General features: G+C 43.6%; 25 protein-coding genes. 8 read left to right on the top strand and 17 right to left on the bottom strand.

Annotation, left to right across the window (positions count from 1 at the left end; translation table 11 throughout):
* Nucleotides 1–1,025: 1,025 nt before the first annotated feature.
* From adhP to JHD69_RS09815, 5 genes are all read left to right on the top strand, one after another.
* On the top strand, nucleotides 1,026–2,060 hold the full coding sequence (gene adhP, locus JHD69_RS09835) for an alcohol dehydrogenase AdhP (RefSeq protein WP_199139802.1): 1,035 nt from the start codon (nucleotides 1,026–1,028) through the stop codon (nucleotides 2,058–2,060).
* A gap of 4 nt (nucleotides 2,061–2,064) precedes the next feature.
* Nucleotides 2,065–2,928 (top strand): universal stress protein, encoded by an 864-nt coding sequence (locus tag JHD69_RS09830; protein ID WP_199139801.1) that lies wholly within the window; start codon nucleotides 2,065–2,067, stop codon nucleotides 2,926–2,928.
* Nucleotides 2,929–2,955: 27 nt separating this feature from the next.
* Entirely contained in the window at nucleotides 2,956–3,528 is a 573-nt protein-coding gene (locus JHD69_RS09825; RefSeq protein ID WP_199139800.1) for an HdeD family acid-resistance protein, read from the top strand.
* A gap of 62 nt (nucleotides 3,529–3,590) precedes the next feature.
* The gene (locus JHD69_RS09820) at nucleotides 3,591–5,039 is read left to right on the top strand and encodes an MBL fold metallo-hydrolase RNA specificity domain-containing protein (protein WP_199139798.1); all 1,449 of its coding nucleotides are present in this window, start codon (nucleotides 3,591–3,593) and stop codon (nucleotides 5,037–5,039) included.
* 114 nt (nucleotides 5,040–5,153) lie between these two features.
* The gene (locus tag JHD69_RS09815) at nucleotides 5,154–5,822 is read left to right on the top strand and encodes a BON domain-containing protein (protein ID WP_199139796.1); all 669 of its coding nucleotides are present in this window, start codon (nucleotides 5,154–5,156) and stop codon (nucleotides 5,820–5,822) included.
* A gap of 134 nt (nucleotides 5,823–5,956) precedes the next feature.
* Here JHD69_RS09815 and JHD69_RS09810 read toward each other — a convergent pair whose 3' ends face one another.
* The 5 genes from JHD69_RS09810 to JHD69_RS09790 are packed head-to-tail and all read right to left on the bottom strand — an operon-like array spanning nucleotide 5,957 to nucleotide 10,683.
* Entirely contained in the window at nucleotides 5,957–6,709 is a 753-nt protein-coding gene (locus tag JHD69_RS09810) for a sulfite exporter TauE/SafE family protein (protein WP_199139794.1), read from the bottom strand.
* Between the two features lies 1 nt (nucleotide 6,710).
* On the bottom strand, nucleotides 6,711–7,490 hold the full coding sequence (locus JHD69_RS09805; RefSeq protein ID WP_199139792.1) for a TIGR00730 family Rossman fold protein: 780 nt from the start codon (nucleotides 7,488–7,490) through the stop codon (nucleotides 6,711–6,713).
* A gap of 7 nt (nucleotides 7,491–7,497) precedes the next feature.
* Complete coding sequence (locus JHD69_RS09800) at nucleotides 7,498–8,283, bottom strand: DUF6920 family protein (protein WP_199139790.1); 786 nt, start codon at nucleotides 8,281–8,283, stop codon at nucleotides 7,498–7,500.
* 25 nt (nucleotides 8,284–8,308) lie between these two features.
* Entirely contained in the window at nucleotides 8,309–9,181 is an 873-nt protein-coding gene (locus JHD69_RS09795; RefSeq protein ID WP_199139788.1) for a universal stress protein, read from the bottom strand.
* Nucleotides 9,182–9,192: 11 nt separating this feature from the next.
* A complete protein-coding gene (locus tag JHD69_RS09790) occupies nucleotides 9,193–10,683 on the bottom strand; it encodes a L,D-transpeptidase family protein (RefSeq protein WP_199139786.1) in 1,491 nt (496 codons plus the stop codon).
* Between the two features lie 382 nt (nucleotides 10,684–11,065).
* On the opposite strand from JHD69_RS09790, the gene JHD69_RS09785 reads away from it, so the two are divergent.
* Nucleotides 11,066–11,335 carry a hypothetical protein gene (locus tag JHD69_RS09785; protein ID WP_199139784.1) on the top strand — a complete coding sequence of 90 codons (270 nt, stop codon included), beginning with the start codon at nucleotides 11,066–11,068 and terminating at the stop codon, nucleotides 11,333–11,335.
* Between the two features lie 126 nt (nucleotides 11,336–11,461).
* Here the strand turns inward: JHD69_RS09785 and JHD69_RS09780 are convergent, their stop codons facing one another.
* Together JHD69_RS09780 and JHD69_RS09775 are read right to left on the bottom strand one after the other, a co-directional pair.
* The gene (locus tag JHD69_RS09780) at nucleotides 11,462–11,992 is read right to left on the bottom strand and encodes a ferritin (protein ID WP_199139782.1); all 531 of its coding nucleotides are present in this window, start codon (nucleotides 11,990–11,992) and stop codon (nucleotides 11,462–11,464) included.
* Between the two features lie 97 nt (nucleotides 11,993–12,089).
* The gene (locus JHD69_RS09775; protein ID WP_199139780.1) at nucleotides 12,090–12,455 is read right to left on the bottom strand and encodes a hypothetical protein; all 366 of its coding nucleotides are present in this window, start codon (nucleotides 12,453–12,455) and stop codon (nucleotides 12,090–12,092) included.
* Between the two features lie 154 nt (nucleotides 12,456–12,609).
* On the opposite strand from JHD69_RS09775, the gene JHD69_RS09770 reads away from it, so the two are divergent.
* Complete coding sequence (locus JHD69_RS09770; protein ID WP_199139778.1) at nucleotides 12,610–13,881, top strand: hypothetical protein; 1,272 nt, start codon at nucleotides 12,610–12,612, stop codon at nucleotides 13,879–13,881.
* A 17-nt stretch (nucleotides 13,882–13,898) separates the two neighbouring features.
* On the opposite strand, the gene JHD69_RS09765 is transcribed toward JHD69_RS09770, so the two are convergent.
* The 3 genes from JHD69_RS09765 to JHD69_RS09755 form a co-directional block, all read right to left on the bottom strand.
* Nucleotides 13,899–14,345: an SRPBCC family protein gene (locus JHD69_RS09765; protein WP_199139776.1), complete on the bottom strand. Its 447-nt coding sequence runs from the start codon at nucleotides 14,343–14,345 to the stop codon at nucleotides 13,899–13,901.
* 180 nt (nucleotides 14,346–14,525) lie between these two features.
* Nucleotides 14,526–14,939, bottom strand: coding sequence for a VOC family protein (locus tag JHD69_RS09760; RefSeq protein ID WP_199139774.1), 414 nt, complete (start codon nucleotides 14,937–14,939; stop codon nucleotides 14,526–14,528).
* Between the two features lie 181 nt (nucleotides 14,940–15,120).
* The gene (locus JHD69_RS09755; RefSeq protein ID WP_199139772.1) at nucleotides 15,121–15,696 is read right to left on the bottom strand and encodes a thymidine kinase; all 576 of its coding nucleotides are present in this window, start codon (nucleotides 15,694–15,696) and stop codon (nucleotides 15,121–15,123) included.
* A gap of 97 nt (nucleotides 15,697–15,793) precedes the next feature.
* Between JHD69_RS09755 and JHD69_RS09750 the strand changes: the two genes are divergently transcribed.
* Nucleotides 15,794–16,876: a hypothetical protein gene (locus JHD69_RS09750; RefSeq protein ID WP_199139770.1), complete on the top strand. Its 1,083-nt coding sequence runs from the start codon at nucleotides 15,794–15,796 to the stop codon at nucleotides 16,874–16,876.
* Between the two features lie 173 nt (nucleotides 16,877–17,049).
* Here the strand turns inward: JHD69_RS09750 and rodA are convergent, their stop codons facing one another.
* From rodA to purH, 7 genes are all read right to left on the bottom strand, one after another.
* Nucleotides 17,050–18,312, bottom strand: a complete 1,263-nt coding sequence (gene rodA, locus JHD69_RS09745) for a rod shape-determining protein RodA (RefSeq protein WP_199139768.1) — start codon at nucleotides 18,310–18,312, stop codon at nucleotides 17,050–17,052.
* The gene (gene mrdA, locus JHD69_RS09740) at nucleotides 18,296–20,287 is read right to left on the bottom strand and encodes a penicillin-binding protein 2 (protein WP_199139766.1); all 1,992 of its coding nucleotides are present in this window, start codon (nucleotides 20,285–20,287) and stop codon (nucleotides 18,296–18,298) included. Before mrdA ends, rodA begins: the two co-directional genes overlap by 17 nt.
* The gene (locus JHD69_RS09735; RefSeq protein WP_199139764.1) at nucleotides 20,287–20,802 is read right to left on the bottom strand and encodes a rod shape-determining protein MreD; all 516 of its coding nucleotides are present in this window, start codon (nucleotides 20,800–20,802) and stop codon (nucleotides 20,287–20,289) included. Before JHD69_RS09735 ends, mrdA begins: the two co-directional genes overlap by 1 nt.
* The gene (gene mreC, locus JHD69_RS09730; RefSeq protein WP_199139762.1) at nucleotides 20,792–21,631 is read right to left on the bottom strand and encodes a rod shape-determining protein MreC; all 840 of its coding nucleotides are present in this window, start codon (nucleotides 21,629–21,631) and stop codon (nucleotides 20,792–20,794) included. The genes JHD69_RS09735 and mreC overlap by 11 nt, the downstream gene beginning before the upstream one ends.
* 34 nt (nucleotides 21,632–21,665) lie before the next feature.
* Nucleotides 21,666–22,034 carry a four helix bundle protein gene (locus JHD69_RS09725; RefSeq protein ID WP_199139760.1) on the bottom strand — a complete coding sequence of 123 codons (369 nt, stop codon included), beginning with the start codon at nucleotides 22,032–22,034 and terminating at the stop codon, nucleotides 21,666–21,668.
* Nucleotides 22,035–22,070: 36 nt separating this feature from the next.
* Entirely contained in the window at nucleotides 22,071–23,093 is a 1,023-nt protein-coding gene (locus JHD69_RS09720) for a rod shape-determining protein (protein WP_055132282.1), read from the bottom strand.
* A 198-nt stretch (nucleotides 23,094–23,291) separates the two neighbouring features.
* Nucleotides 23,292–24,818, bottom strand: a complete 1,527-nt coding sequence (gene purH, locus JHD69_RS09715; RefSeq protein ID WP_199139758.1) for a bifunctional phosphoribosylaminoimidazolecarboxamide formyltransferase/IMP cyclohydrolase — start codon at nucleotides 24,816–24,818, stop codon at nucleotides 23,292–23,294.
* Nucleotides 24,819–24,856: the final 38 nt, after the last annotated feature.

The following is a 24,856-nucleotide window of genomic DNA, read 5'->3' as shown; positions in this document are numbered from 1 at the left end:
CCCCCCCCCCCCCCCCCCCCCCCCCCCCCCCCCCCCCCCCCCCCCCCCCCCCTTTTTTAGATGTGTATAAGAGACAGGAATAATGTAAACAGAACGATCACTAACATGATTTTTTTCATTATGTAGTTGTCTTTAAATATATCTTACAGTTTAAAGCAAAGCAATTAATCAATACAATCAAAAGAAAAGGCCATCTCGGTTGAAGACGACCTTCTTAAATTAATCTTAGAAATAATCTTCTTTAGTCAGGCATATTATCATACGCGTCTTCACATATAGATTCGTTAATTGCTTGGCGAATTTCGTCATTAAGCTAACCATCATATGAGATTGGAACATCTAAATAACCCCACCAGTAACTTTTTTCATTTCAGCTTTGCTGAGCGTTGACGCTGTTTTCATTTTTATTGATTTTAGGTTTGTTGTCTTTTTACCACGTAAAGACAGAAACGGCAAGCTTTTACAATATCATGCGGGTTGTTGGTGTTAAAGCTCCAAACATTCGTTTGAGAACTCTAATGCTCTAAATGAAAAGCCCATAACCGGGGTTCCAAGGTAAAACGGCAGTTTTATTAATGATTCAAAGCCTTCATTCAAGGTATAAATAATATTGATGATTATACGTCTCTGTCAGTGTATGTAAAAAATTAGAACATTTGCATCCATACTTCCGGTATCTAAATAAAAGAGCCATATTGCTATGGCTCTAAAGCTGTTTGCCTTTTACAACATCCGTTGAACTGATATACCTTGCTGTTGATCGGAATGTTGAATATCCCTGTTCATTGTACGTGAGAAATTCGTATCCACCTTGACTTGTCTGTATCGTGTTTATTGGCATTGCTGCGTCTACAATCATTTTTAAAAATGATTGCTGTCATTATTTAAGTTGTTCATAACCAATAGCTTTATGTCGTAAAAACAAAGGTTGTTAGTACATTGGCTAGCTTATTTTAACCCTTTACCCTGTCGGTATAATAAGAGGTGTTGGCCAGAAAATTAATTATTCATCCAAATCAATAGTCATGATTCCCAAAACAATGAAAGCCGCCGTACTCCATGAGTTTGGCCAGCCCTTAAAGATAGAACAGATAGCGGTAAAGGAACCCAAAGAAAATCAGGTGCTGGTTAAGGTAATTACCAGTGGGGTTTGCCATACCGATTTGCATGCTTGCATGGGCGATTGGCCTGTAAAACCTAAACTTCCTTTGGTGCCTGGGCATGAGGCTATTGGCTATGTTGTTGCCCTTGGCAAAGGAGTTGCCAATGTTAAAGAAGGCGATATTGTAGGTGCACCGTGGTTGTTTAGTGCCTGTGGTTGCTGCGAGTATTGCATAACGGGCTGGGAAACACTCTGCGAAACGCAACAGAACGGGGGTTATAGCGTAGACGGTGGCTACGCCGAATATGTAGTTGCCGATGCCCGCTATATGGCCCGGTTTCCAGCCGGTATAAACTTCGCCGAAATGGCACCCATTACCTGTGCAGGAGTAACTGTATACAAAGGCTTAAAAGAAACAGATACCAAGCCTGGCGAATGGGTAGCCATTTCGGGCATAGGCGGATTGGGCCATCTGGCTGTTCAATATGCAAAGGCAATGGGGCTGCATGTGGCTGCCATTGATGTTGCTGACGATAAACTGGCTTTGGCCAAAGAGCTGGGGGCCGACCTAACTGTTAATGCACGGACTACAGCGCCTGGAGAATTTCTCAAGCAACAAACCGGCGGAATGCATGGCGTTTTGGTTACCGCTGTTTCTCCAATTGCATTTAGCCAATCCCTGGCTGCACTCCGAAGAAAAGGAACCATTTCCTTAAATGGCCTGCCTCCGGGAAATTTTGACCTGCCTATTTTCGATACGGTGCTTAACAGATATACCATACGAGGATCTATTGTGGGAACCAGAAAAGATATGCAGGAAGCTATTGCTTTTGTCGTTGAAGGGAAAGTTAAGGCCACGGTCCATGTAGCTAAGCTCGAAGACATTAACCTTGTTTTCGATAAACTCAAAAAAGGAGAAATAGAAGGAAGAATTGTACTTGAAATAGCCAATCCATAACATGATGAAAAAGATATTGATACCCACCGATTTTTCAGTGCCTGCAGAAAATGCGGCGCATTACGGTATTGCATTGGCAAAGATGGCCAAAGCTGAGGTTATACTTTGCCATGCTTTTAAAGTTCCGGCAGAGGCGCCGATGGCGGCACAGGTAGCTTGGCCATTGCTAGATTATACCGATATGCAACAGTATGCGGCCAGCGAGTTGGATAAACAGGTAGAAAAACTTACTGCCTCGTCGTGTGAGCGTGATACCGATATATACTGTCCAGCACTAAGCTGTGAAAGCGACCTAGGCACCGTTTGCGATGTGGTTGACCGCTTGGTTGAAGAAAAGCAAATAGATCTGGTCGTGATGGGTATGGCGGGAGCTGGCGGACTAGTCCAATTTGTATTGGGAAGCAATAGCAGAGCCATGATCGAAAGATTGAGCTACCCCGTGCTTTTGGTGCCTTATGAGGCTTCTTTTAAAAAAATCAGGAAAATAGTTTTTGCTACCGATCTTAACGTTGACGATTTAAAACCCCTTAAGTTTTTAATAGGCATTGCCGCTTGTTGCAATGCGGTAATTGTAGTGATGCACATTACCGATTATGAAACCCAAAAGAATGAGGAAGACCAGCATAGGTTAGAAGATTTTTTTGAAGCGGTAAGCACCAAAATAAGCTATCCAAAAGTGAAGTACGAATACGTTTGGAATACCAACCTCGATAATGGCCTGGCATGGATGGCCGAACAAAAAGATGTTGACCTGATTGCCGTAGTTCATCAGCAGCACCGGTTGCTGGATCGTATTTTTAACGGCAGCCATACGCAAAAGCTGGCCAGGCGTACGCAAATACCGCTCTTGGTGTTTCCTGAAAAATAGTGGACGTTTTTTTAAGTCGATAGACAGATGAAAAGTAAAAGTTATAATGTAATAGGCTACGATATGAGGTATTGGTGGAATACTTTTTTATCTGGTGTTCTTTTTATAGGATTGGGTTTGTGGATCTGCTTGTCGACCGAAAAATCGTACCTGTTTTTGAGCTTGTTGCTGGCCATAGGCCTGTTTATCACCGGCGTGTTCGAAACGCTGTTTTCATTGTTTAACCGCAAAGCCATTAAAGATTGGGGCTGGATATTTATGAGCGGATTTATAGACCTCATATTGGGTATTTACTTATTCTCGTTCCCCTTGCTTGCCATGGTTTTGATGCCTATGGTAATAGGCTTATGGATGTTGTTCAAATCTTTTATGACGGTTAGCAGTCCGGTAAATTTAAAGGCCGCCGGCCTATGGGATTGGATTTGGTTATTGGTAACCAGTATGGTGCTTATCTTGCCTTCGCTGGTTATTTTAATCAATCCCTTTTTCAGGTTGGTAAACATTGTGCTTTGTGCCGGTATTGCCTTTATAATCGCCGGTATATTCAGGATTTACTTTGCTCAGCAACTCAGAAGGCTCAATCAGGCAAAAATATCTTGAGGTTTTGCTGATCCGGCTGGATCGCAGGTAACTGTCTTATTAATAAAATTTAATCTCAGATCATGAATGTCATTTTACAATCGCTTGGCGCCGCCGCAACGGTAACCGGCTCAAAACATTTGCTCAAAACGCCAGAGTTGAACATACTGGTTGATTGCGGACTTTTTCAAGGCATTAAATCGCTGCGGGAACAGAATTGGCAATCTTTGCCTTTCGATGCTTCAAAAATAGACCTGATCATCCTTACCCATGCCCATTTAGATCACTGTGGCTATATCCCTTTAATTGTAAAGAATGGTTTTAAAGGTAAAATTTATATGTCAAGTCCTACAGCAGCTTTAACCAAGCTGATTTTGCTCGATAGTGCCAAACTTCAGGAAGAAGATGCGGCAAGTGCCAACAGGCATCACTATACCAAGCATCATCCGGCAAAGCCGCTTTATACCGTCGCTGATGCCCAGGCCTGTTTTAAATATTTTGCAGAAGTAGAGGAAGATAGATCCCTTAAATTGAGCGAGCATATCAGTTTTGTTTTTAGGCGTTGTGGACATATTTTAGGCGCCTGTTCGGCCCTGATTGCCTGCTATGGAAAAAAGATACTCTTTTCGGGCGATATTGGTAGAACCCATAGTGAAATCCTGCCACCACCCCATTTTTTTACAGAGGCCGATTATGTGGTTATGGAATCTACCTATGGCGATCGTTTGCATGGGAATGACGATCCTTACCTTGAATTGGAATACTGGATAAACCATACGTTAAAAAAGGGCGGTAATGTGCTTATTCCGAGTTTTGCGGTGGGCAGGGCGCAGGAATTGATGTACATGCTAAGCTCGCTGAAAAAGCAACACAGAATTCCGACAGCACTCCCCATCATAATGGATAGTCCAATGGCGGCAGCTGCAACCGAAATAGCGGTTAATTTTTCTGACAACTACCTCACGGTGCCCAAAATCAATTGGCTCGAAATGATGCATCACCTAAAAATTAACAAGGAATTTAGCAATACGCAGCGTTTGGCCAACGACAAACAGTGTAAAATAGTGATTGCCGCAAGTGGCATGCTTACAGGTGGGCGCGTACTCGAATACCTCAAGCACTATTTGGGCAATGAAAACAACACGATTTTAATGATTGGCTTTCAGGCTGAGGGTACCCGTGGCCGGGCTTTGCTAAACGGCGCCCATGAGCTGAAGATACATGGCAAATTTTATCCTGTTAAGGCCAAAGCCATCGAAATATTGGGTTTGTCTGCCCATGCTGATCAAGCAGAACTTATTGCCTGGGTTAAAAAGCTAAACCCTGTGCCCAAACAGCTAATGCTCGTGCATGGTGAGCCCTGTGCCCAAGAAATGCTTAGGGTTAAGCTACAGGACGAGCTGCATGTGCCGGTTAAGGTGATGAAGCAAAACCAGGACGTCATTCTGTTTGCGTGCCATGACGAAGGCGATGAATCCCATCCGGTAGCAACACTGGTCCCTAACGATCAAAACCCATTCGGCAAATACTAAAATAACTGATGCGTATCATAATTATTGGTGACGGGGTTCACGTTGCAATAACAAATTAAGTTCGAAATTAGAGAGGTAAAAACAATGGTGTTTTTGCTTTTAAATCAATAAGTTATGAAAAGCGATGCTGAAATTCAAAAAGATGTGCTGGCTGAACTGAAATGGCAACCAAGTTTAAGCTCAGCTGAAATTGGAGTGGCTGTAAAAAACGGGGTGGTTACCCTTTCAGGCCAGGTAGAGAGCTTTATTAAAAAAGCTACAGCAGAGCGTGCGGCCAAAAATATCGCAGGCGTAAAGGCCGTAGCAGAAGATATTGAGGTTAGAATGCCCGCTAAATCTGCGAAATCTGATACTGAAATTGCCATGGCTATACTTAGGGCGCTCGAATGGAATTCGGCCGTGCAGCACGAACGCATCAAAATTAAAGTAGAAAATGGCGTGGTCAGACTTGACGGGGAGGCGGAATGGGATTTTCAGCGTACTCAAGCCAAAAAAGCCATCGAAAAATTGGCGGGCGTAAAAACGGTGCTTAATTTCATCACCTTAAAACCACATGCCGAACCTGTCGATATTCAGCAGAAAATTGAAGCTGCCTTTAAAAGGAGCGCTACTGTCGACAGTAAAAAGGTTAGTGTTGATGTAATTGGAAGTAAGGTAGTATTGCACGGAAAAGTTCGTTCGTTTGCCGAAAAACAAGATGCGGAGAATGCAGCCTGGGCGGCTCCAGGAGTACTTGCCATTGATAATCAGTTGGAGATTGAAGTGCCGGAAATGATCTTCTGATCAAGTCGTATTTGAGCTTGAAACTGCGCCAAAGGTTTTGACGCGGTTTTTTATGTTTAAGCCACAATTTAAGCGCTCCTTATTAGACCCATAACAGCTACGGCCATTTTTCGTTTTTAATTGATGTGAAGAATTTAGGCATTGACGTGTGGTGCTATGAGTTTGTAAAGCTGAACCGCTATCTGACCCAGGGAGGTAAGCATAATGAGCCATAAAACCAAGCGTTTAAAGAGCTGTTGAGAAATTTTATTGAGCAAAAGCTTGCCAATCCATGTCCCCACAAAACTAATGGCGAGCAAGAAAGGAATAGTAAGCAGCATTTCTTGGTGGACATAGCCATTGAGGGTGTATACAATTGCCCGGCTCGAATCGACACCCAAATCGATTAAAGCCGAGGTAGCAATGAAAATATCCTTCTCTAGGCCAAAGGCGGTTAAAGTTAGGCCCCTAATTGCACCGCCTGTACCAACCAAACCAGCTAAGAACCCTGATATTACGCCACCCTTGATCAAATTACCGTTGGTTTGTGCGATGGTGCTTTTCTGGTGAAGCAAGAGATAAATGGCCAGTAAGAAAACCAGTAGCCCCATCATAAGCTCCAGTTCTCTTTGCGGAAACAAATTGGTGAGCAGAGCACCTATAATTACAAAAACAATGGCTGGCAAGCCCATTTTAAAGGCAATTTGTTTGTCAATTCCTTTACGGAACAGGTAAATCTTGGAAAGATTGCTAAACACATGGAAGATGGCCGTAATGCCCAGCACAACCTTAAAATCGAAGAATAGGGAGGCAATGGGCACAAATAGGATAGATGAACCGAAACCGCTGATGGTACCAATGATTTCGGCCATTAAGGCCAAGGCATAAAACAGATAATATCTTTCCATGCTATTCTCCTAAAATCCGGAATCGGTGGAAGCTTTGCCTGCGTTTTTCCGAATACTTTTTCAAAGCAGTGGTTTTGATATAGGTCAATGTTTCGTCGATAGAATCTGTAAAAAGAATCAAATTTAGGTCTTCTGGCGCAATTGTTCCTGCTTTGATCATCGAGTTGAACAAGGGGCGTAGGGGTTCCCAAAATTCTTTGCCAAAGAGTATGATCGGGAAATCGAGTATTTTTCGGGTCTGGATCAGGGTTAAGGCTTCAAAAAACTCGTCTAAAGTGCCAATCCCTCCGGGCATAATAATGAAGGCATCAGAGTATTTGAACATCAACACCTTGCGTACAAAAAAATAGTTGCAGCTAAACCACTTATCCAGATATGGATTGGGGCGCTGCTCTTTGGGTAACAAAATATTGCAGCCCACAGATGCACCATTATTTTCCTTTGCGCCTCTATTGGCGGCTTCCATCAGTCCAGGTCCGCCTCCCGTAATGGTCGTAAAGCCTAATTTAGCCAGCCCGGCCCCAATTTTTCTGGCACTTTCGTAATAGGGCGAATCTTCTTTGATGCGGGCCGATCCAAAAACGGCAACGCAGGGGTTCAAGAAATGTAGTATCCTAAAGCCCGCAATAAACTCGAACAGCACTTTTAATGAAAAAACAAATTCTCTAAACCTAGACCTCGGCCCTTCCAGAAATACTTTTTCATTGTCTTTGTTGGTACTTGCCAAGGCTGATTCTGCTAAGAGGTGATCAGAGGGCGTTGAAGCAGCGGGAGCGGTCATATTCATTTTAAATTAGGGAGGGATTGATACTAATGGATCTGATGTCGCCTTTGAAATAGTCGAAATCGCCTTCGTGTTTATTCCAGGTAGCTTTAAAGGAAGTGGGTAGCGAAAGGCCATCTTTGGTGGCGTAATTGCGGGCCTCGGCAGTCCATTGTATTTGATGGTACATTCCCTTTCTATCAGTGTAGTACCTATCATAAGTTTCGAACTTTACCATTTCAAAGTTATGGTTGAGGTAAAAAATTCCCGATGCTTTGACCCCGTGGAAGCTGATGGTGGCTTTTAAGGTCTTATCGCCTATTTCTTCCCAATGGATATAACTTTGAAGGGCATAGGCTGGAATGATCATGGTTTCTGCCAAAATGGTTACCAGCGCGGCCTTATCTATTTCGTATCCTTTGGCATTGGCAAGGGTAATCAAGCCAAATGCCTTAACTAGCATTTGGCCATACCCATGCTGAAAACTGTCCATCGCTTCCAGGCTCAGTAAGCCAAATCTTCTGGCTTTCATGTAAACTAACCTGATGGGATCTGGTAAGAAATTATGTTGAATGCAGGAAACGGCAGTCCAGGTTGATTTTTCTGAAAATCTGAGCCCTGCATTTATCCATTCGATATTTACATCTACGATCGGCTGTAGAGGCATGCCTGATCGAAGAATAGAGCGTTGCAGTGCCATTGGCAGCGTTTCGAGCTTATGGCGACTCGCGCTTATTTTTTTGGCAAAGTCCTTGGCCTGAGCCAGGTCTGTTAAAAATTTCGATTTTAAACTGCCCAATGTCATCGTCATGCTTCGGTTATTGGTTTGTTTTGCGCTACCATCCTATGGGTTGGTTATTTTCGGGCAATACCAGCAAGGGAAGCGTAGCTAGTTTGGCCATTTTTTGAGTACGGCTTCCGGTAATTAGTCTCGAGAAAAAACCGGTTTGACGATGGATCATGGCCAGCATATCTATTCGTCCATGCGTAACGATCCATTTTAGGCCTTTGTCAACATCCGCTTCAGTGAGGTGCCTGTAGTAAATTTTAGTATAGTTGATGTTACAGGTTACCCTATTTAAGAATTTATTGGCTTCGGTGGTTGGGTCGTGAAAATCGGAAGGTTCGTTACTGACATGGGTAAGCAGGATTTCTGGATCAAAGAGGCAGAAAAGTCTGGCTAAAGCCTGAATGGAATTAAGATCGCTTTCGCTCAGGTCTGTGGCAAAGGCAATTTTGCTGATCGCTGTAAAATTAGCCTCTTTGGGGATGAGGAGTACCGGAATAGTGGGTTTCTCTATCACATCTCTACTGTTGCTGCCTAAAAAGAAGCGCTCCATATTGCCGGCTCCGGCGGTTCCCATTACCACAAGGTCTATTTTTTCTGAAGCGGCAATCGTAGTTACCGTATCTTTTACCGAGCCCATATCGCTGCTGTAGGTAATGATGGGCAGATCGGCTTTGTTTAGCCCCTCGTTCTTGCGTATTTTCTCTGCATATTTTTTTAGCGCCTCATCAGCATCTTTTTTGATATGGCCATAGTCTTCTACCGGCCAAACTACAAGTCCTGCCATTGGAATAAGTTCTGGAACCATTATGCTATGGCACAAATGAACCGATGCGTCAATTCTTTTAGCCATTTGAATGGCATAGCGTACAGCATTATCAGCACAGGGCGAATAATCTATTGGAACAAGAATCTTTTTCATTGCGATATATTTTAGGGTTGATTTTTAGTGAGTTGATTTGTATTGCCGTACATTTTTAGGCTTAGGCTGCTGTCTAATTGGTAAACGTCATCATAGTATTGAAGCAGGCCGTCTTTTACCGCACAGGTTAAATAGGTAATTATAATAGGTACAGGTTTTTTGAGCAAAAAAGTCTTTTTGGTGTACGCTTTCATGGCGGTTTGCAACGTGGCTATTTTTGTCGGTTGTTGGTCGGCTTTCAAGAGCAGTTCGGCCAACAGTTCGGCATTTGCCACCCTAATGCAGCCATGGCTGTAGGCTCTGCTTGTACTTTTAAAAAGCTGTTGTTCGGGGCTGTCATGTAAATAAATGTCGTAGGCATTTGGGAAACGGAATACCACTTTGCCCAATGCATTATCGCAACCGGCAGTTTGTCTGGCATGATAGTTTTCAGGATGCAGCTTGATTTTTTCCAATGTGCTTTTGCCTATTTTTACAAAATTCTCTTGGCTATCGTAAACCGCCATATGGTTTTGATCAAAATAAGTGCTGTCTTTGAATGCTTTGGGAATAAATTCTTTGACAAAAATGCTTTGCGGTACTTTCCAATCAGGAGCCGTTTCTAAGTATTTGATTTGGCTTTCCAATGTTGGGGTTGGCGTTTTGCCTTTTCCCACCACCACTTTAAACTCGTAGGTCGTATCCGCTTGTTGGTAGCTTAAGCTAAACGATGGGATATTGATGTGCAGAAACGAACCGCTGTTCCAATTTACCCAGCGCAGTCTTTCCATATTAATGGCAATGTTTTGTACCTCAGTTTGTGGAACTTCGTAGGAGTCGCAGATATACTGGCCGGTAATCAGGCGCATATAATTTTGCAGTTCGATATAGTCTTTAACCTGAGGCTGTACCGTGAGAATGGCTGCCATTAAATCCTTTTGCTCTAAAGCTCCGCTTAAAAAGCTTGCAGCCTGTAAATCGCCCAAACTTCCAGTGTCTAATATTTTGTCGGTTAGCACAGGGTTAAATGCACCATAATGTAAATGATATATCATGCTTACCATGGCATCGGTTAGCAGAATATCGAATACTGCTTTTTGTTCATTGCTGGCTAAATTCTCTTTGCTTAAAACATCATGCAACAAACCATAAGTCAATTCTTTTGGGTGATAATTTTCTTTGTTGAGCCCATATTGCCTTACACAATCCAATAAGAGCATGGCATCTGTAGCCGGTTTAATATTTTCATCGTCTTTAACCCATGCTTCATCAAACGAACGTTGAGCGTAGAATCTTTTTACCGTACTGGGAAACTTTAAATTGGCTAGGGTTTGGCTATCGTTCAAAAGCCTTTCTATAGTTGCGTCCAACGTATCCTTTTGCAAATTTCTTTTTTGAGCTATAGGCAAGGCATCAGCGGCTAAATGAAAAATGAGCTGTAAAATGAGAATAAGCAGGCCGAGATAGATATAGCGCCTATGGTTTGCCGCACTAACAGGTTGAGGTTTGATTTGAGCTTTCATGCCGTTTGATTTATGAAGTAAAGTTCTGTAAATCTGGTTTTTAAAATGCTGATTACCATCACTTTCAATAATGATTATAAGCCATGTTGCTTTTGGCGTTAAAATGCGTTTATTGCCCGTTTTAGGGCTAATTGGCCGAATCGTGAAATTTGTTGCAGGTCAAAAAGTGATATTGATCATTTTTTGAGCCAAATTGGTGCTGCCTTGGAAGCGCATATAACTTGGTAAACTTCGAACGCGACGGCATTCAGGATTTTTCGCAATCCACAAAAGATAAAGACGCAAGGTTATTCGAAATACCGGTATATCTTTGGTAGGCAGTTTGAAGGAAGCATGAGCTTTACCGAAGAGAAGATAAGAAGATGATTTCTAATTGGCGGAGATGAGAGCAATAAGAAAAACTTCAGGAAAGCGGCTGCCCTTTGATGAGGAGATAGTTTTTAAAGGAGTGGTGATGGGTTTTGGCATAGTTCTGAACAACACAACTGACTGGATGAGCATAGGGCGGCGTTTAGCGTGTTCAAACCCGGAACTGCCAGCGCAGCTAAACTGGACTGAGCAGAAGGAAATAGCCTCATTCCATAGGACAATTCTTGCACCTCTTGCCCCGGAGGTACTTTTCGCAGCACTCTTTTTTCTTCTTGTCTTTTGATTTGTGCTTGTCTTTTTTCTTCTTTTTGTCTTTTTTAGACATGGCTTTTCATTTCTTCATCAATATAAAACAAAAAAGGCACATATTGTTTCAATACATGCCTTTTATTGGTTCAATCAACGTAGCCTAGGCTTCGCTGTCGTAGCTGATTTGGCCTACATGTTTATCTATCTGCCATCTGCCGGTGCCTTCTTCGCCGATTACATCAAATAGTTCGAGGGCACGACGCGCTTTATATTCTTCTTCTCGCTGCTCTCTGAAGAACCAGTTCAAGAACTCTAAGGTTACATAGTCCTGCTCCTTGTGGCATCGGGCCGCAATGTTTTTGATGGATTGGGTAATCGCGATCTCTTGGTCCAAAGCTTCTTCAAAAACCTCGCGGAACGAGTTGTATTCGCCTTTTACATTGGTAATTTCCGGCGAAACCGCATTGCCGCCCATATCCAGTACATATTTAAAAAATTTCAACTGGTGCTGTCTTTCTTCTTCGGCTTGTTTAAAGAAATAATCCGATGAAAAATCATAGCCGTTTTGGTTGCACCATGAAGCCATTGAAAGGTAAATGGCCGAAGAGTGGGCTTCTTTTTTGATCTGTTGGTTAATGAGCATTTCTATATCGGCAGAAAGCAAACATTTTACACGCATAATGTCTTTCATGATCTTTGTCTTTGGGTAAAACTATATAACAAAAATAGCGCTAATATGTTGGCGCAAAGAATTTAAAGGCAATATGGAAAGATTCTAAGTCCAATCATCAACAGGCCAGTCGGTGCAGCCGGTCGTAAATGATATGGTTCAGTTCGAGCATGGTAAAGGTGCCTTGCAGCAGTTCTTTCAGTTTGATGATCTGCAGCAGCGAGAGCACATAGCAATGATCGCAGGCACAGATAAAGAGGATTTCCACATCGGCAGTTTTATCACTGTTGAGCAAAAGACCTTCAATATCGATTTGGTAAACTGCTTTTTTGAGCTTCAAGAGGTTGCGGTAGTCGAAACGGGCCATTTTGCCTGCAAAATCAATGTACCAGCAATTTTCGCTGTCGGATTGATAGATAGCACCTTCGGCAGTACTAAATACTTCGGCAAATTTGATGGAAGGGATTGACAATGTTTCCTGCATTTGTTGGCCTGCTCAATTAACAGCTACAAAAATGACGTTTATTTGGATTTATTCCAAATAAAAATACAAAATAAATTCAGCACTGAATTTTCTCTGGTCGGCTATTCGATTTTTGAAATAAAATCGGTTTCTTTAGCTTATCAACCAAATATTTATGGAAAATACCCTGCAAAAATGGTCCACCTCGGAAAAGCTGGTTTTTAGATTCGCTTTCCTGTTGCTTGGCCTGTTCATGGTTTTCTTTAACAATGGAACCTTGCCCATGTTCTATGCAATCATGAAATATCCCTTATCGCTATTGCATGTTTTTATTCCCTGGCTGGGCAAGGCCTGGCTCAAACTTCCTTATCCGATTACAGAATTTACTAATGGCAGTGGCGATACCACGTACGATTATGTGGTTTTGCTCTGCGTGGCTGTTGTGGCCGCTGTTGGAACGATTGTTTGGAGTATACTGGATCGGAGCCGCACAAACTACAACCGCTTGTTCTATTGGCTCAGCGTAGCCGTTCGGTTTTATGTGGGCATCATGCTCATTAATTACGGCATGGTAAAGGTTGTCCAGCTGCAGTTCCCGGCACCAAATCTGTTTCGTTTGATTACTACGTATGGCGAATCTTCGCCTATGGGCCTGGCCTGGACTTTCCTTGGTTTTTCTAAAGGTTATAATCTTTTTATGGGAGTAGCCGAAGTCTCGGCAGGTTTGCTGTTTTTTAGGAAGACGGTTACCTTAGGTGCCATTATTTCGCTCATGACTACGGTCAACGTGATGGCGGTAAACTATTTTTATGATGTACCGGTTAAGATCATTTCGACCGCTTTGGTGGTGATGTGTCTTTTTTTGTTGGCGCCGAATTTTGTGCGTTTGTTTAATTTTTTTGTGAGGGGGCATGGAACTACGCTGAGAACCCTAGCTTCGCCGGTGGTTGCAAAAAAATGGAAAAACATAGCAAAATATACCCTGAAATACCTTTTGATTGCTTTCGTAGTGTTCGGTAGCGTTTGGGAAGTGGTATCGTTAAGACCGGTGTACGGAAGGGATGCACCTAAATCTTTGCTGTATGGTGCCTATGAAGTGGAAACTTTTGTAAAAAACGGACAAACCATTCCAAAAGAAACAGAAAGGGCAGACCGTTGGAAGATGTTGCTGTTGGAGCGCCCTGGTGAGGCTGCCATTAAAATGCCCAATGGCGAATACAGCTATCCCTTCGCGCGCATCGATACGGCTAAAAGGAAAATGATATTCAGCACTTCGAAGGAGATGACTTCTCCGAGTACGCTGGATTATCGTTTGCCCGATTCTAACAAACTATGGCTAAAAGGTGTTTTGTTTGGCGATTCCGTAGAAATTACGCTGAAGAAAATGAGATTCGAGCTTACCGAACGCAAATTGAACTGGATTAACGAAAGGCCCTATAACCGATAAGAGTTTAAGCTGGCAGTTTATTGCTCTGCCAGCTGTTTTACTTTTTGAAGGGCTTTTGGCCAGGTGTTTTCAAAATATTCGATCATTTTTGCGTCAACACCGCTTAAATCCATTTCAATGAGCAGGTTTGTGGCACCATTGGTTTCTTTAAGCGTATAGTTTTCTTGCGCACCGGCCCATTGTTTGATCTGCTCGCTTTCATAGTCTTCTACACCGTTGTCATAACCGCCCAGGTGTTCGATAGATAGGAATTGGTTGGGTATATTGTCCACAATGCGCGAAACCATGCCACGGTTGCTGTTGTCAACAAACAAGACTTTGCTGCCTTTTTGCCAATCGGTTTCGGCGCGTGAGCCTTCGGCAAAGACAGCGGTCCAAAGCGGATAGCTGGCTGAGTCCCAAAGTACGTTCCAGACTTTTGAGGCGGGAGCATTAATTTCGACATTAAATTTCATCTTTTCCATGATTGTAGGTTTTGGTGAGGCTTGAGATATGAGACGTGAGATATGAGATTTGAGATGTGAGATTGGGAAGTTAGCTGTGGTGAATCGTAAAGGATCGCCGAGTTGGGTTACAAGTAAACCTGTTTTGCTGGTTCAAAGCGCCCCCTTAACTTCTTAAGGGATTAAACGTTGTACGGCGAGCTATCTTGGCAGTTTGCTAAAATCCATGTACAATACGCTCCAGCGGTGCCCATCGGGATCAATAAATCCGCCACCGTACATCCAGCCGTCTTTTTCGCCACCTTTGGCATAAATGCTTCCCCCGGCATCTTCGGCTTTTTGCAAGAGCGAATCAACTTCATCACGGCTTTCGGCATCGATAGAAAAAAGTACCTCGGTTCCGTTTTTAGGATCGGCGGTACGATCGTTACAAAAACCTTCGAATAGCTCTTTGGTAAACAGCATGATAACGAATTTCTTGTCGCCAACAAGCAGAGAAGCCATGTTTTCGGTAACTGGCTGGTTCTGGTTAAGCGTAAATCCAATTTGGGTAAAAAAAGCCACCGAACGTTTAATGTTGTTAACGGGCAGGTTCAGCCATATTTCTTTGGTCATGATTTTTCTGTTTTAAGTTTCAATGCCTAAAGTTCAAAAAATCTTGGATAAGAAAGGCAGGCAGTATGAGACAAATTTAAGGTGCAAAGACGACAGCTTGATTGACAATTACGAATTACGATTGATAATTTGATTCAAGATCATTTAAATCTAAAATCGTCAATATAAAATCGTACATCTCTTAGCCTAAAGCATGGTAGCAGGCCCGGCAACGGGGCTCGTAGCTTTCTTTTTCGCCCAACAGCACTTTGGCTTCGCTGGCCACGGTACGGTAAGAATATACCGCCGGACTGCCACATTGCATGCACACGGCGTTTACTTTGGTAACATGTTCGGCAATGGCCATGAGCGCTGGCATGGGGCCAAAAGGCTTGCCCAAAAAATCCATATCTAAACCTGCAATGACCACCCTGATACCTTTTAGCGCGAGTTTGTTGCAAACTTCGGGCAACTCGTCGTCAAAAAACTGTGCCTCGTCAATCCCAACCACTTGCGTGTTGGTACCCAAGAGCAGAATAGCCGAAGAGCTGTCGACAGGAGTAGAAGGAATCGAATTCAAATCGTGCGAAACCACGGCAGTTTCATCGTATCGGGTATCGGTTTTGGGTTTAAATATCTCTACGTTCAGCTTGGCAATTTGTGCGCGTTTCAATCTCCTGATCAATTCTTCCGTCTTTCCCGAAAACATGGAACCGCAAATTACTTCGATGCTCCCGCTAAATTCGCCTCTTCTAAAATTCTGCTCGCTGAATAACATTTGTAAAGGTATTTTAGCCAAATATAAAAGAATTTTATAGTACTTTTGATTGTCATTTACTAACATAAAACCTTCAATTTTTCGTTAAAAAGCTATGATGAAGCAGGAAGATCTTTTCAAGAAATTAGGACTGATACTAAACGAGCTAAACGATCAGTATCAGTTTTTGGCTCAAAACCCGCAACAGCTCAATGAGTTAGAGCTCGAGCTTTTCCATGCCAATGCCAATTTCTTAGCCGATCATGTGCAGATCATCAAAAAAATAAACCAGGCGCCGCAAACACCTTTGGCTATCCCACCGGCCAACGAAACAGTTGTTGAAACACCTCAAAGCGAAGAACTGGCCATTGGTAACGATGTGCAGGAAGCGCAGCAAATAGAGGCCGTAGCTTTTGCCGAGGAAATCGCCGAAGCCCCTGTGGCCGAGCCGGAAGAAGAAGAAGTTGAGCCAGCCCCTGAGCCTAAGCTCGAAACCATAGAAAAAGAAATTTTTAAACTGGACAACGAACCCTCAACTTTTGAGTTTATCCTTAACGACCACGCCGAGCATGAGCAGTTCGATTTTGAGGAGAAAAGCGTAGACGAGATTTTCGACCGACCATTAAGCGAGGAAGAAGAACGCATCCTGGCCCAAAAGAAAAAGCTGAGCCAGCAGGCAGCTGCAGAGGCACAAGCAATAGAATTGACAGAAACTGAAGAAGAGCCGGCCAACGAGGAAGAAGACGAAATTGGGCCAGAGCCATTTTTGGTGCACAAGGAGGAAGCAAAAGAAGAGTTTCCGATTGTTGCCGCCGATCTCGACCTTCAAGAAGCCCCGGTTGCCGAAACCAAGGTCAATACTGCTGAACCAGTTGAAGACCCAAGCTATAAACCTACTTTAAACGATATCTTGGCCGGTAAGACAGCGTCAAGCAACATCAATACCAGCGCCAATACAACCGCCATTAAAGATTTGAAGCAAGCCATTAGCCTTAACGATAAATTGCTTTATATTAAAGATTTGTTTAATGGCTATAACCTGGCCTATGCCGAAGCCATTGATCTGGCCAATAAAATGCAGAGTTTCGAGGCTGCAGATGCATTTTTCCAAAAAAACTATGCCGTTAAAAACAACTGGGCCGAAAAACAAGCTACGGTTGATAAGTTCTACGCCTTGCTAAACCAGCGGTTTAAGGCTTAAGGTCATTGGTTATTCGTGGATTGGTTTATTGCAAGTCGTTGTGCAAGGCTGATTCAAAATTTCACCTGTGGAAGATTCTGGCTTGACGCCATGAAAAATCTAATGTCTTAACCATCCAACCCTCATACCTTCAACCTTCCAACCTTCAACTTTCCAACCCTAATCGCTTCAAGCTAGATGAAGCCCATCCGGTTTGAATCGAGTTTGAGGAAGATGAACAAAAGAATGGTAAAGCTCCATAAAGAAGAGCCACCATAACTAATAAAAGGCAAGGGAATGCCAATTACGGGCATAATGCCGATGGCCATGCCGATATTGATAAACACGTGGAAGAAAATAATACAGGCCACGCAATAGCCGTACACCCTCGAAAAAGCAGAGCGTTGTCGTTCGGCAATATTGATAATACGCAGCAAAAGAAAAACATAAAGCCCAATAACTACGAAGCAGCCAATAAAACCCCATTCTTCGCCAATGGTTGAGAAAATAAAATCGGTGCTTTTGGCAGGTACATAGCCAAACTTGGTTTGGGTGCCCTCTAAATAGCCCCGGCCTTTAAACTGGCCGGCGCCGATGGCAATTTTAGATTGGATTACATTGTAGCCTACACCTTTATTGTCGGTTTTAAGACCTAGAATAAGTTCTATACGCGCACGTTGGTGTGGCTGCAGTACATTGTTGAACAAGAATTTGGCTACAAACAAGTAACCCACGGATATCAAGGTGATAACGGCAATGCTGATGATTTTTTGCTGGCGCTTTCTGTTGTAGTAGATAAATAGGCCACCCAAGGCCAGGATGCCGCCAATTAACAAAGCCGGACTTAAAAACAGATTCAGGATAAAGAGCAACACCATTCCCCAAAAAATGATCAACAAATAGCCAGGCAGGCCTTCGCGGTACAACGGGAACATAAACGACAGGAAAACCAGGGTAGAGCCCGCATCGGGTTGCAGCATGATGAGGGCCATAGGCAATACAATAATGGCCGCGCAGATCATAATCGGCCTAAGCGAATTGAGCTTGACGTTAAAAGTGCTGATATACCGTGCCAGGAGCAAAGCCGTACCAAATTTGGCAAATTCGGAAGGTTGCAAACGAAACGAACCGATTGGAATCCAGGCTTGATTGCCGCCAACGTTACGGCCAACACCCAATACCACGAGCAACAAAATCATGGTTACCCCGTAAATAATGGGTGCAAATACACTGAAAAACTTGGCATCAAATAACAGGATAGAGAAGCCTACCACCAAACCGGCAATCACAAAATACAATTGCTTGCCATAAATGGTGGCAAAGCTAAAATCCATTGGTCTGGCCGGGTCATAAACGCTGGCATAGATGCTTACGCAGCCAATGATGCACAAAGCCATATAAATGAGGATGGTTACCCAGTCTACATTAAAAAAGAAGCGGTTACTTTGTTGCTGCATTGTTCTTCGGCTTAATGGCTGTTTTGTTAAATGGGCTGTTATGGAGTATAGCTTGTTTTGGTGCCGCTTTTTTCAGGCTGTCTGCCTGGTGCAGGCTATCGGTTTTATTGATTATTTTAGTGGCAGGTTTTGCGGCCTTGAGTTCTGGCAACAAATTAGTAGCCTTGTACATGTCGATGGTGCTGCCGTTAATCCTTCGCCCTGTTAACGTATCGGTTAGGTACTTTTCGGTAATGTAACTGGCAATTGGCGCGGCATAGGCGCCGCCGTAACCTCCATTTTCAACAATAACAGCAATGGCAATTTTCGGATTGTCGCGCGGGGCAAAGCCAATAAATACAGAGTGGTTTTTGCCACGGTTGTTTTGAACGGTACCCGTTTTGCCGCACATGATGATATTCTGCAGGCGCGATTCGGTGGCAGTTCCCCATGAGCTGTTTACCGCGTCTTGCATGCCATCGATTACCGGATCAAAATACCTCGCATCAATGTCAACATAGTGTTTTTCCTTGTATTTAGGGTCGATATGTCTGTCGCTGCCGATGCCTTTGACCACATGTGGCTTGATGTAATAGCCCCGGTTGGCAATAATAGCCATGATGTTGGCCATTTGTAGGGGGGTAGTGGTAATTTCGCCCTGGCCAATAGCCACCGATAAAATAGTGGTATTGCCCCAGTATTTGCCGTGCATTTTGGTATAATCCTCTCTTCTGAAAAGCTTGTAGGCTTTTTCTGCCGGAAGATCGATGCCTAAAGTATCTCCAATGCCAAATTTGCGTACCATGTTCTGCCATTTTTCGTAGGTAGCTTGCTGACTGGCGCTCGAAGACCCGTTTTTGGTCATGAGTTTGGCAAAAATACTGTAGAAATAGGTGTTGCAAGAGCGGGCAATTCCCCTTTTGAGGCTAATGTTGCCATCCACGTGTTCGCATTTGAATTTACGGTCACCTGCCCAGTAATAACCCGGACAATTGAAAGTGGTATTAATATCTACTACACCTTGGCTCAAGGCAATCAGGGCGTCTAGGGGCTTAAAGGCCGAACCCGGAGAATACTTGCCCTGAAGCGGCCTGATGATAAAAGGCCGGTAAGGGTTTGCATAGAGCTCAAGGTAATTAGGACTAAAATTACCTCCCACAAGCTTGTTCGGATCGTAGCCTGGACTGCTTACAAAAGCCAGCACTTCGCCTGTGCTAGGCTCGATGGCTACTACGCTGCCTACCTTATTGGCCAATAGCTGCTCGCCCAGTTTTTGTATCCGGCTATCGATGGTCGATATCAATTGGTCGCCAGATACTGCCATTGAATCAAGCTTGCCATTGGCATAGCTGCCTTGGGGTATATTTTTGGCATTATAAAGGATATTCTTTACGCCTTTAGTACCTCTTAGTACGGGTTCGTACTCACGTTCAATGCCGCTCTTGCCGATGTAATCGCCCGAACGATAGTAGCCACCATAACGTTCGATGTCTTTTGGGTTTACCTCTCGCAAATAACCCAAAAACTGTGCGGCTATGCTATCAGGATAGTACCTGATGGTGCGTTGTTGCACATAAAATCCTGGATAATTATAAATCTTTTCCTGTAGCGAAGCATAGGTTTCTACAGATAGCAATTTCTGGAAAATGGAAGCTTGGTACCTGGATTGGACTACCGCTTTGTGGAATTTCTTCCTGAAATCCTCCATGCTGATGCCAATTACATTGCAAAGCGAGAGTGTATCGAAGTCTTTGACTTCATTGGGCGTCACCAAAAGATCGTAGGTGGGTTGGTTTTGCGCCAATACCTTATTGTTGCGGTCCATAATCACTCCTCTTGCCGGATACACATAAAACCTGCGCAAGGCATTGTTATTGGCGCTTGTAAAATATTTGTCGGTTCCTACCTGGATATAGAACAGGTTGCCAAGCAAGATCAAGGCCAGCACGATAAAAAGGCCTTGGATAGTATATTTTCGGTTAAACAGTTGCTCCATTAGTTTGCCTTTCTGTTATGGAAAATAAATTCGACCAACAGCACCAAAAAAAGCGTAAAAGCCACACTGATCAGGCAACGCACCAGGGTGTATGAAATTTCGTTCAGCTTAAAAGCCTCTAGGAAAAATACAACCAGGTGATGTGCCAAAATACACAGGATGGCGTAAATGCTGAACCATTTGAAGCCCATATTGCCCAAAGAAGGCTCGGGTTCGTCAAAGGCATCGCGGGTAACACTGACCGATATAAAGAGGATGCGCACAAAAGCCAAGGCCACACAGGCCGAGGTGTGTACGCCAAGCGTATCATAAAAAGCATCGAGGGTTAATCCGGTGCCAAAAGCGATCAAAAACAGCAGGAAGTTGGGGATGCCAAATGGCAATACCAATAAAAACAAGACATAAACGAATGGGGTAGAAAGGTTGTAAAAACCCATGTTGCGCAACAGGAAAATCTGTACGAACAAAAGTACAAACCATCTGAAAATGTTAATGAATATGGTTCTACTGTTCATTGGGCAAATTGCTTTCTAAGGTTTTTTGTTCTTTGGCCAAGCGGTCTTTCACAACGTAAACATATTGCAACGTACTGAAATCATTAAAGAGTACGATCTCTAACGGCATAAAGCTGTCGCCACTGGCCACGCGTGTTTTGCTGATGCGGCCTACTTCTATGCCCCTGGGGAAATCGCCGGCACCCGAAGTAATAATGGTGTCGCGCAGGTTTACCTTGATGTGGTTAGGGATTTCCTTCACATAGGCTTTTCTAAAATCAAAATTGCCATCGCCCCATACCAAAGAACCAAATACGTTGTTTTTCTTTAAGGTTACGCTAATCGAAGTGCCTTTGTGCAATAAGGAACGGATAGTGGCAAAGTTTGGCGAAACATCCTGTACGAAACCAACCACACCCTTGTTGGGCGAAATAACAGCCATATCCTTTTCAATGCCGCTTAAGCTGCCCCGGTTAATGGTAATGATGTTATTGCGGCTGGTAATGGAATTTTTGATCACTTTGGCCGCTACCAAAGTATATTGCTCGTTGTTGGCACTGTCTTTAACCTTGGTGGTTTGGCTGCTGTCGATGTTTTTGAGGGCAATCAGCTCGGTTCTGAGCTTGGCGTTTTCCTGCGCCAGACTATCGTTTACCTGTCCAAGGTTCAGGTATCTTTTCAGTACGTTTAAACGCTCGTAGGCGCTGCCAACCACTTCGTTTGTAGAATTAAGCGCAATACTTCGTTGGTAGGCATTGTTTTTTAGGGTTAATACGATGCCCGCCGCAAAGAAAATAATGAAAAAGAAGAATGCGTTGTATTTACTGATAAAAAGCCAAAGGTTACGCATCTTGGTTTACGATTTTAGAATGACGATTGACAAATTAAGATTTACGATTTTCCAGGTTCTTACGAATAGTCACTATTGATGCCACCATGATGGCCAGCAGCTCATTCGCTTCCTTCCAGTTTTCTTGTATTATGGACTTCTTTTCAGGATTGAATTCTTCCAGCAATTCTAGAAAGAACATCGTTTCATCTAATTCTTCTTCAACAATTTTTAATTTATTCAAAAAATCTGCTGTCGATTTGGCCCTGCAGGCCGCTCTGTAGTTTGCGCCAACAGAGCTTGAGCTTCTAACCAGTTGATTTGAATAGTTTTTATTTAATACATTATTAGGCAAATCAATAATCAATTTGCCGATTGATATTGCATAGGTCTTTGTCCGTTTTTTTAAAATCTCGCTATTCATTAATCTAAAATCGTAAATCTACGATCTAAATTAACTTTATTGCATTAAGAATTTAAAGTTGCCAATGTTTTTCAGGGCAATGCCGGTGCCGCGTACTACGGCACGAAGCGGATCTTCGGCTACGTGTACCGGCAGTTTGGTTTTGGCTGCCACACGTTTGTCCAGGCCACGCAAAAGGGCACCACCACCGGTTAAATAGATGCCGGTTTGGTAAATATCGGCCGAAAGCTCAGGTGGCGTAATCTCCAGGGCCTTTAAAATCGCTTCTTCTATTTTCGAAATCGATTTATCCAAACAGTGCGCAATTTCGGTATACGAAACGGTAATCTGTTTAGGTACGCCGGTCATCAAATCTCTGCCCTGAACGGCAAAATCTGCCGGCGGGTCGGAAAGCTCTGGCAAGGCAGCGCCAACTTCGATCTTGATTTTTTCCGCGGTACGATCGCCGATCATGATGTTGTGCTGGCGACGGATGTAATTCACAATGTCAGAGTCGAAGTTGTCTCCCGCAACGCGGATAGACTGGTCGCAAACGATACCCGAAAGCGCAATAACTGCAATTTCGGTTGTTCCGCCACCGATATCGATGATCATGTTGCCCATGGGTTCTTCTACGTCAATGCCGATACCCACCGCGGCAGCCATCGGTTCGTGAATCAGGTAAACTTCTTTGGCGCCTGCAATTTCGGCACTGTCTCTAACCGCCCGTTTTTCTACCTCGGTAATGCCCGACGGAATACAGATCACCATTCTTAGCGAAGGGAACATCCAGCCTTTGCCGCCGTTCAACATGCGTATCATGCCTTTGATCATGGCTTCTGCCGCATTAAAGTCGGCAATTACACCGTCCTTTAAAGGTCTTACCGTTCTGATGTTGTCGTGGGTTTTGCCTTCCATCTGCATGGCTTGTCTGCCAATGGCGATGATTTTGTTAGTCTGCCTGTCGAAGGCAACGATAGAAGGTTCGTCAACTACTACTTTGTCGTTATGTATGATGAGGGTGTTTGCGGTGCCTAAATCTATAGCTACCTCTTGTGTAAACCAATTAAATAAACCCATTTATGTCGTATATTATCTTATGCTTGTTAATGTATACTATTTCAAATGTAAAAATAGTCTTTTTATTATATTTTAATCTAAAAAATCCTTGACACCAGGTATTTATTTTGTTCAAAATCGTTTGAAAATCAATATCCTGTGTTCAGGGATTAAAAAGGCGCTTGCGAAGCATAGAAGACTTCGCAAGTGTTGTATTGGTTAATGTTTAAAGTGCCTTACGCCCGTTGTTACCATGGCAATGCCTTTTTGGTTGGCCATCTCCACCGAATCCTTGTCTTTGATTGAACCGCCTGGTTGCAATACGGCAACAATTCCGGCTTCGGCTGCTAATTCTACGCAGTCTGGGAAAGGGAAGAAGGCATCCGAGGCCATTACGGCACCATTCAAATCGAAGCCAAATGAATTGGCTTTTACAACGGCCTGCTTCAAGGCATCCACCCTCGAGGTCTGTCCAACGCCACTCGCCAAAAGCACATTGTTTTTAACGAAAACGATGGTGTTCGATTTGGTATGCTTTACAATTTTGTTGGCAAAGATCAAATCCTGGATCGATTCGGCGCTAGGCACTTTTTCGGTAACGGTAGTCATTTGCTCGGCACCTTCCAAGCTCAGGTCTTTGTCTTGCTCAATAACGCCGTTCAATAAGGTTTTGAATTGCTTGTTGCTCAATTCAACCTCGTTTCTTTGCAAAATCACCCTGTTTTTCTTTTCCCTGAACAGTTCTACAGCTTCGGGCTGGTAAGAAGGGGCAATCAGCACTTCGAAGAACAGGTTGTTGATGGCCGTAGCGGTAGCCAGGTCTATTTCGCGGTTGGCAATCAGTACGCCGCCAAAGGCCGAAACCGGATCGCAGGCCAGTGCATCGATCCAGGCCTGTAAAATGGTTGGTCGCGAAGCCACGCCACAGGCATTGGTGTGTTTTAAAATGGCGAAAGTAGGCTCGGTAAATTCGTCGATTAAGCTTACTGCGGCATCCACGTCAACCAGGTTGTTGTAGCTCAGTTCCTTGCCGTTCAGCTTGGTAAACATTTCTTCCAGATTGCCGTAAAAAGTACCTTGCTGATGCGGGTTTTCGCCGTAGCGCAAAGTTTGGGCCTGTGCAATGCTCTGTTTAAACACGTTTAAAGGCTCCTCGTTGTTGAAATAGTTGAAGATGGCTGTATCGTAATGCGAAGAAGTATGGAAAGCCTTTTTGGCATAAGCCTTACGCTGCGCCAAGGTAGTGCTGTTGTTTTGTTCCTGTAATTGCTGCAATAAGGTGCCGTAATCTGCCTTCGAGGCAATGATTACCACATCGTTGAAGTTTTTGGCCGCCGCGCGGATCAGCGAAATGCCACCGATATCGATTTTCTCGATAATTTCTTCGTCGGTTCCGCCAGCTTTTACGGTTTCCTCAAAAGGGTAAAGGTCAACAATGACCAAATCTATTTCCGGAATTTCGTATTGGGTAATCTGTTCTTGGTCGGCAGTTAGGCCCCTGCGGTTTAAGATGCCCCCAAATACCTTCGGGTGCAGGGTTTTTACGCGGCCACCCAAAATAGAAGGGTAGCTGGTCAGGTCTTCTACCGCCGTTACCGGCAATCCCAGATCCTTGATAAATTGCTCGGTGCCACCTGTAGAAAATAAGGTAACGCCCTGCTCGGCTAAATGTTGAACTAATGGCGCTAAACCATCTTTATAATATACTGAAATTAAAGCGTTTTTGATCTTTACTGGCTGGCTCATTGAAGGGTATTGTTTTAAGCCGCAAAGTTAAGAAAACT

Origin of the sequence: Pedobacter sp. ASV12 (assembly GCF_016429155.1) — a bacterium.
Taxonomy (GTDB): Bacteria; Bacteroidota; Bacteroidia; order Sphingobacteriales; family Sphingobacteriaceae; genus Pedobacter.
This window is presented reverse-complemented; position numbering and strand designations above follow the sequence as displayed.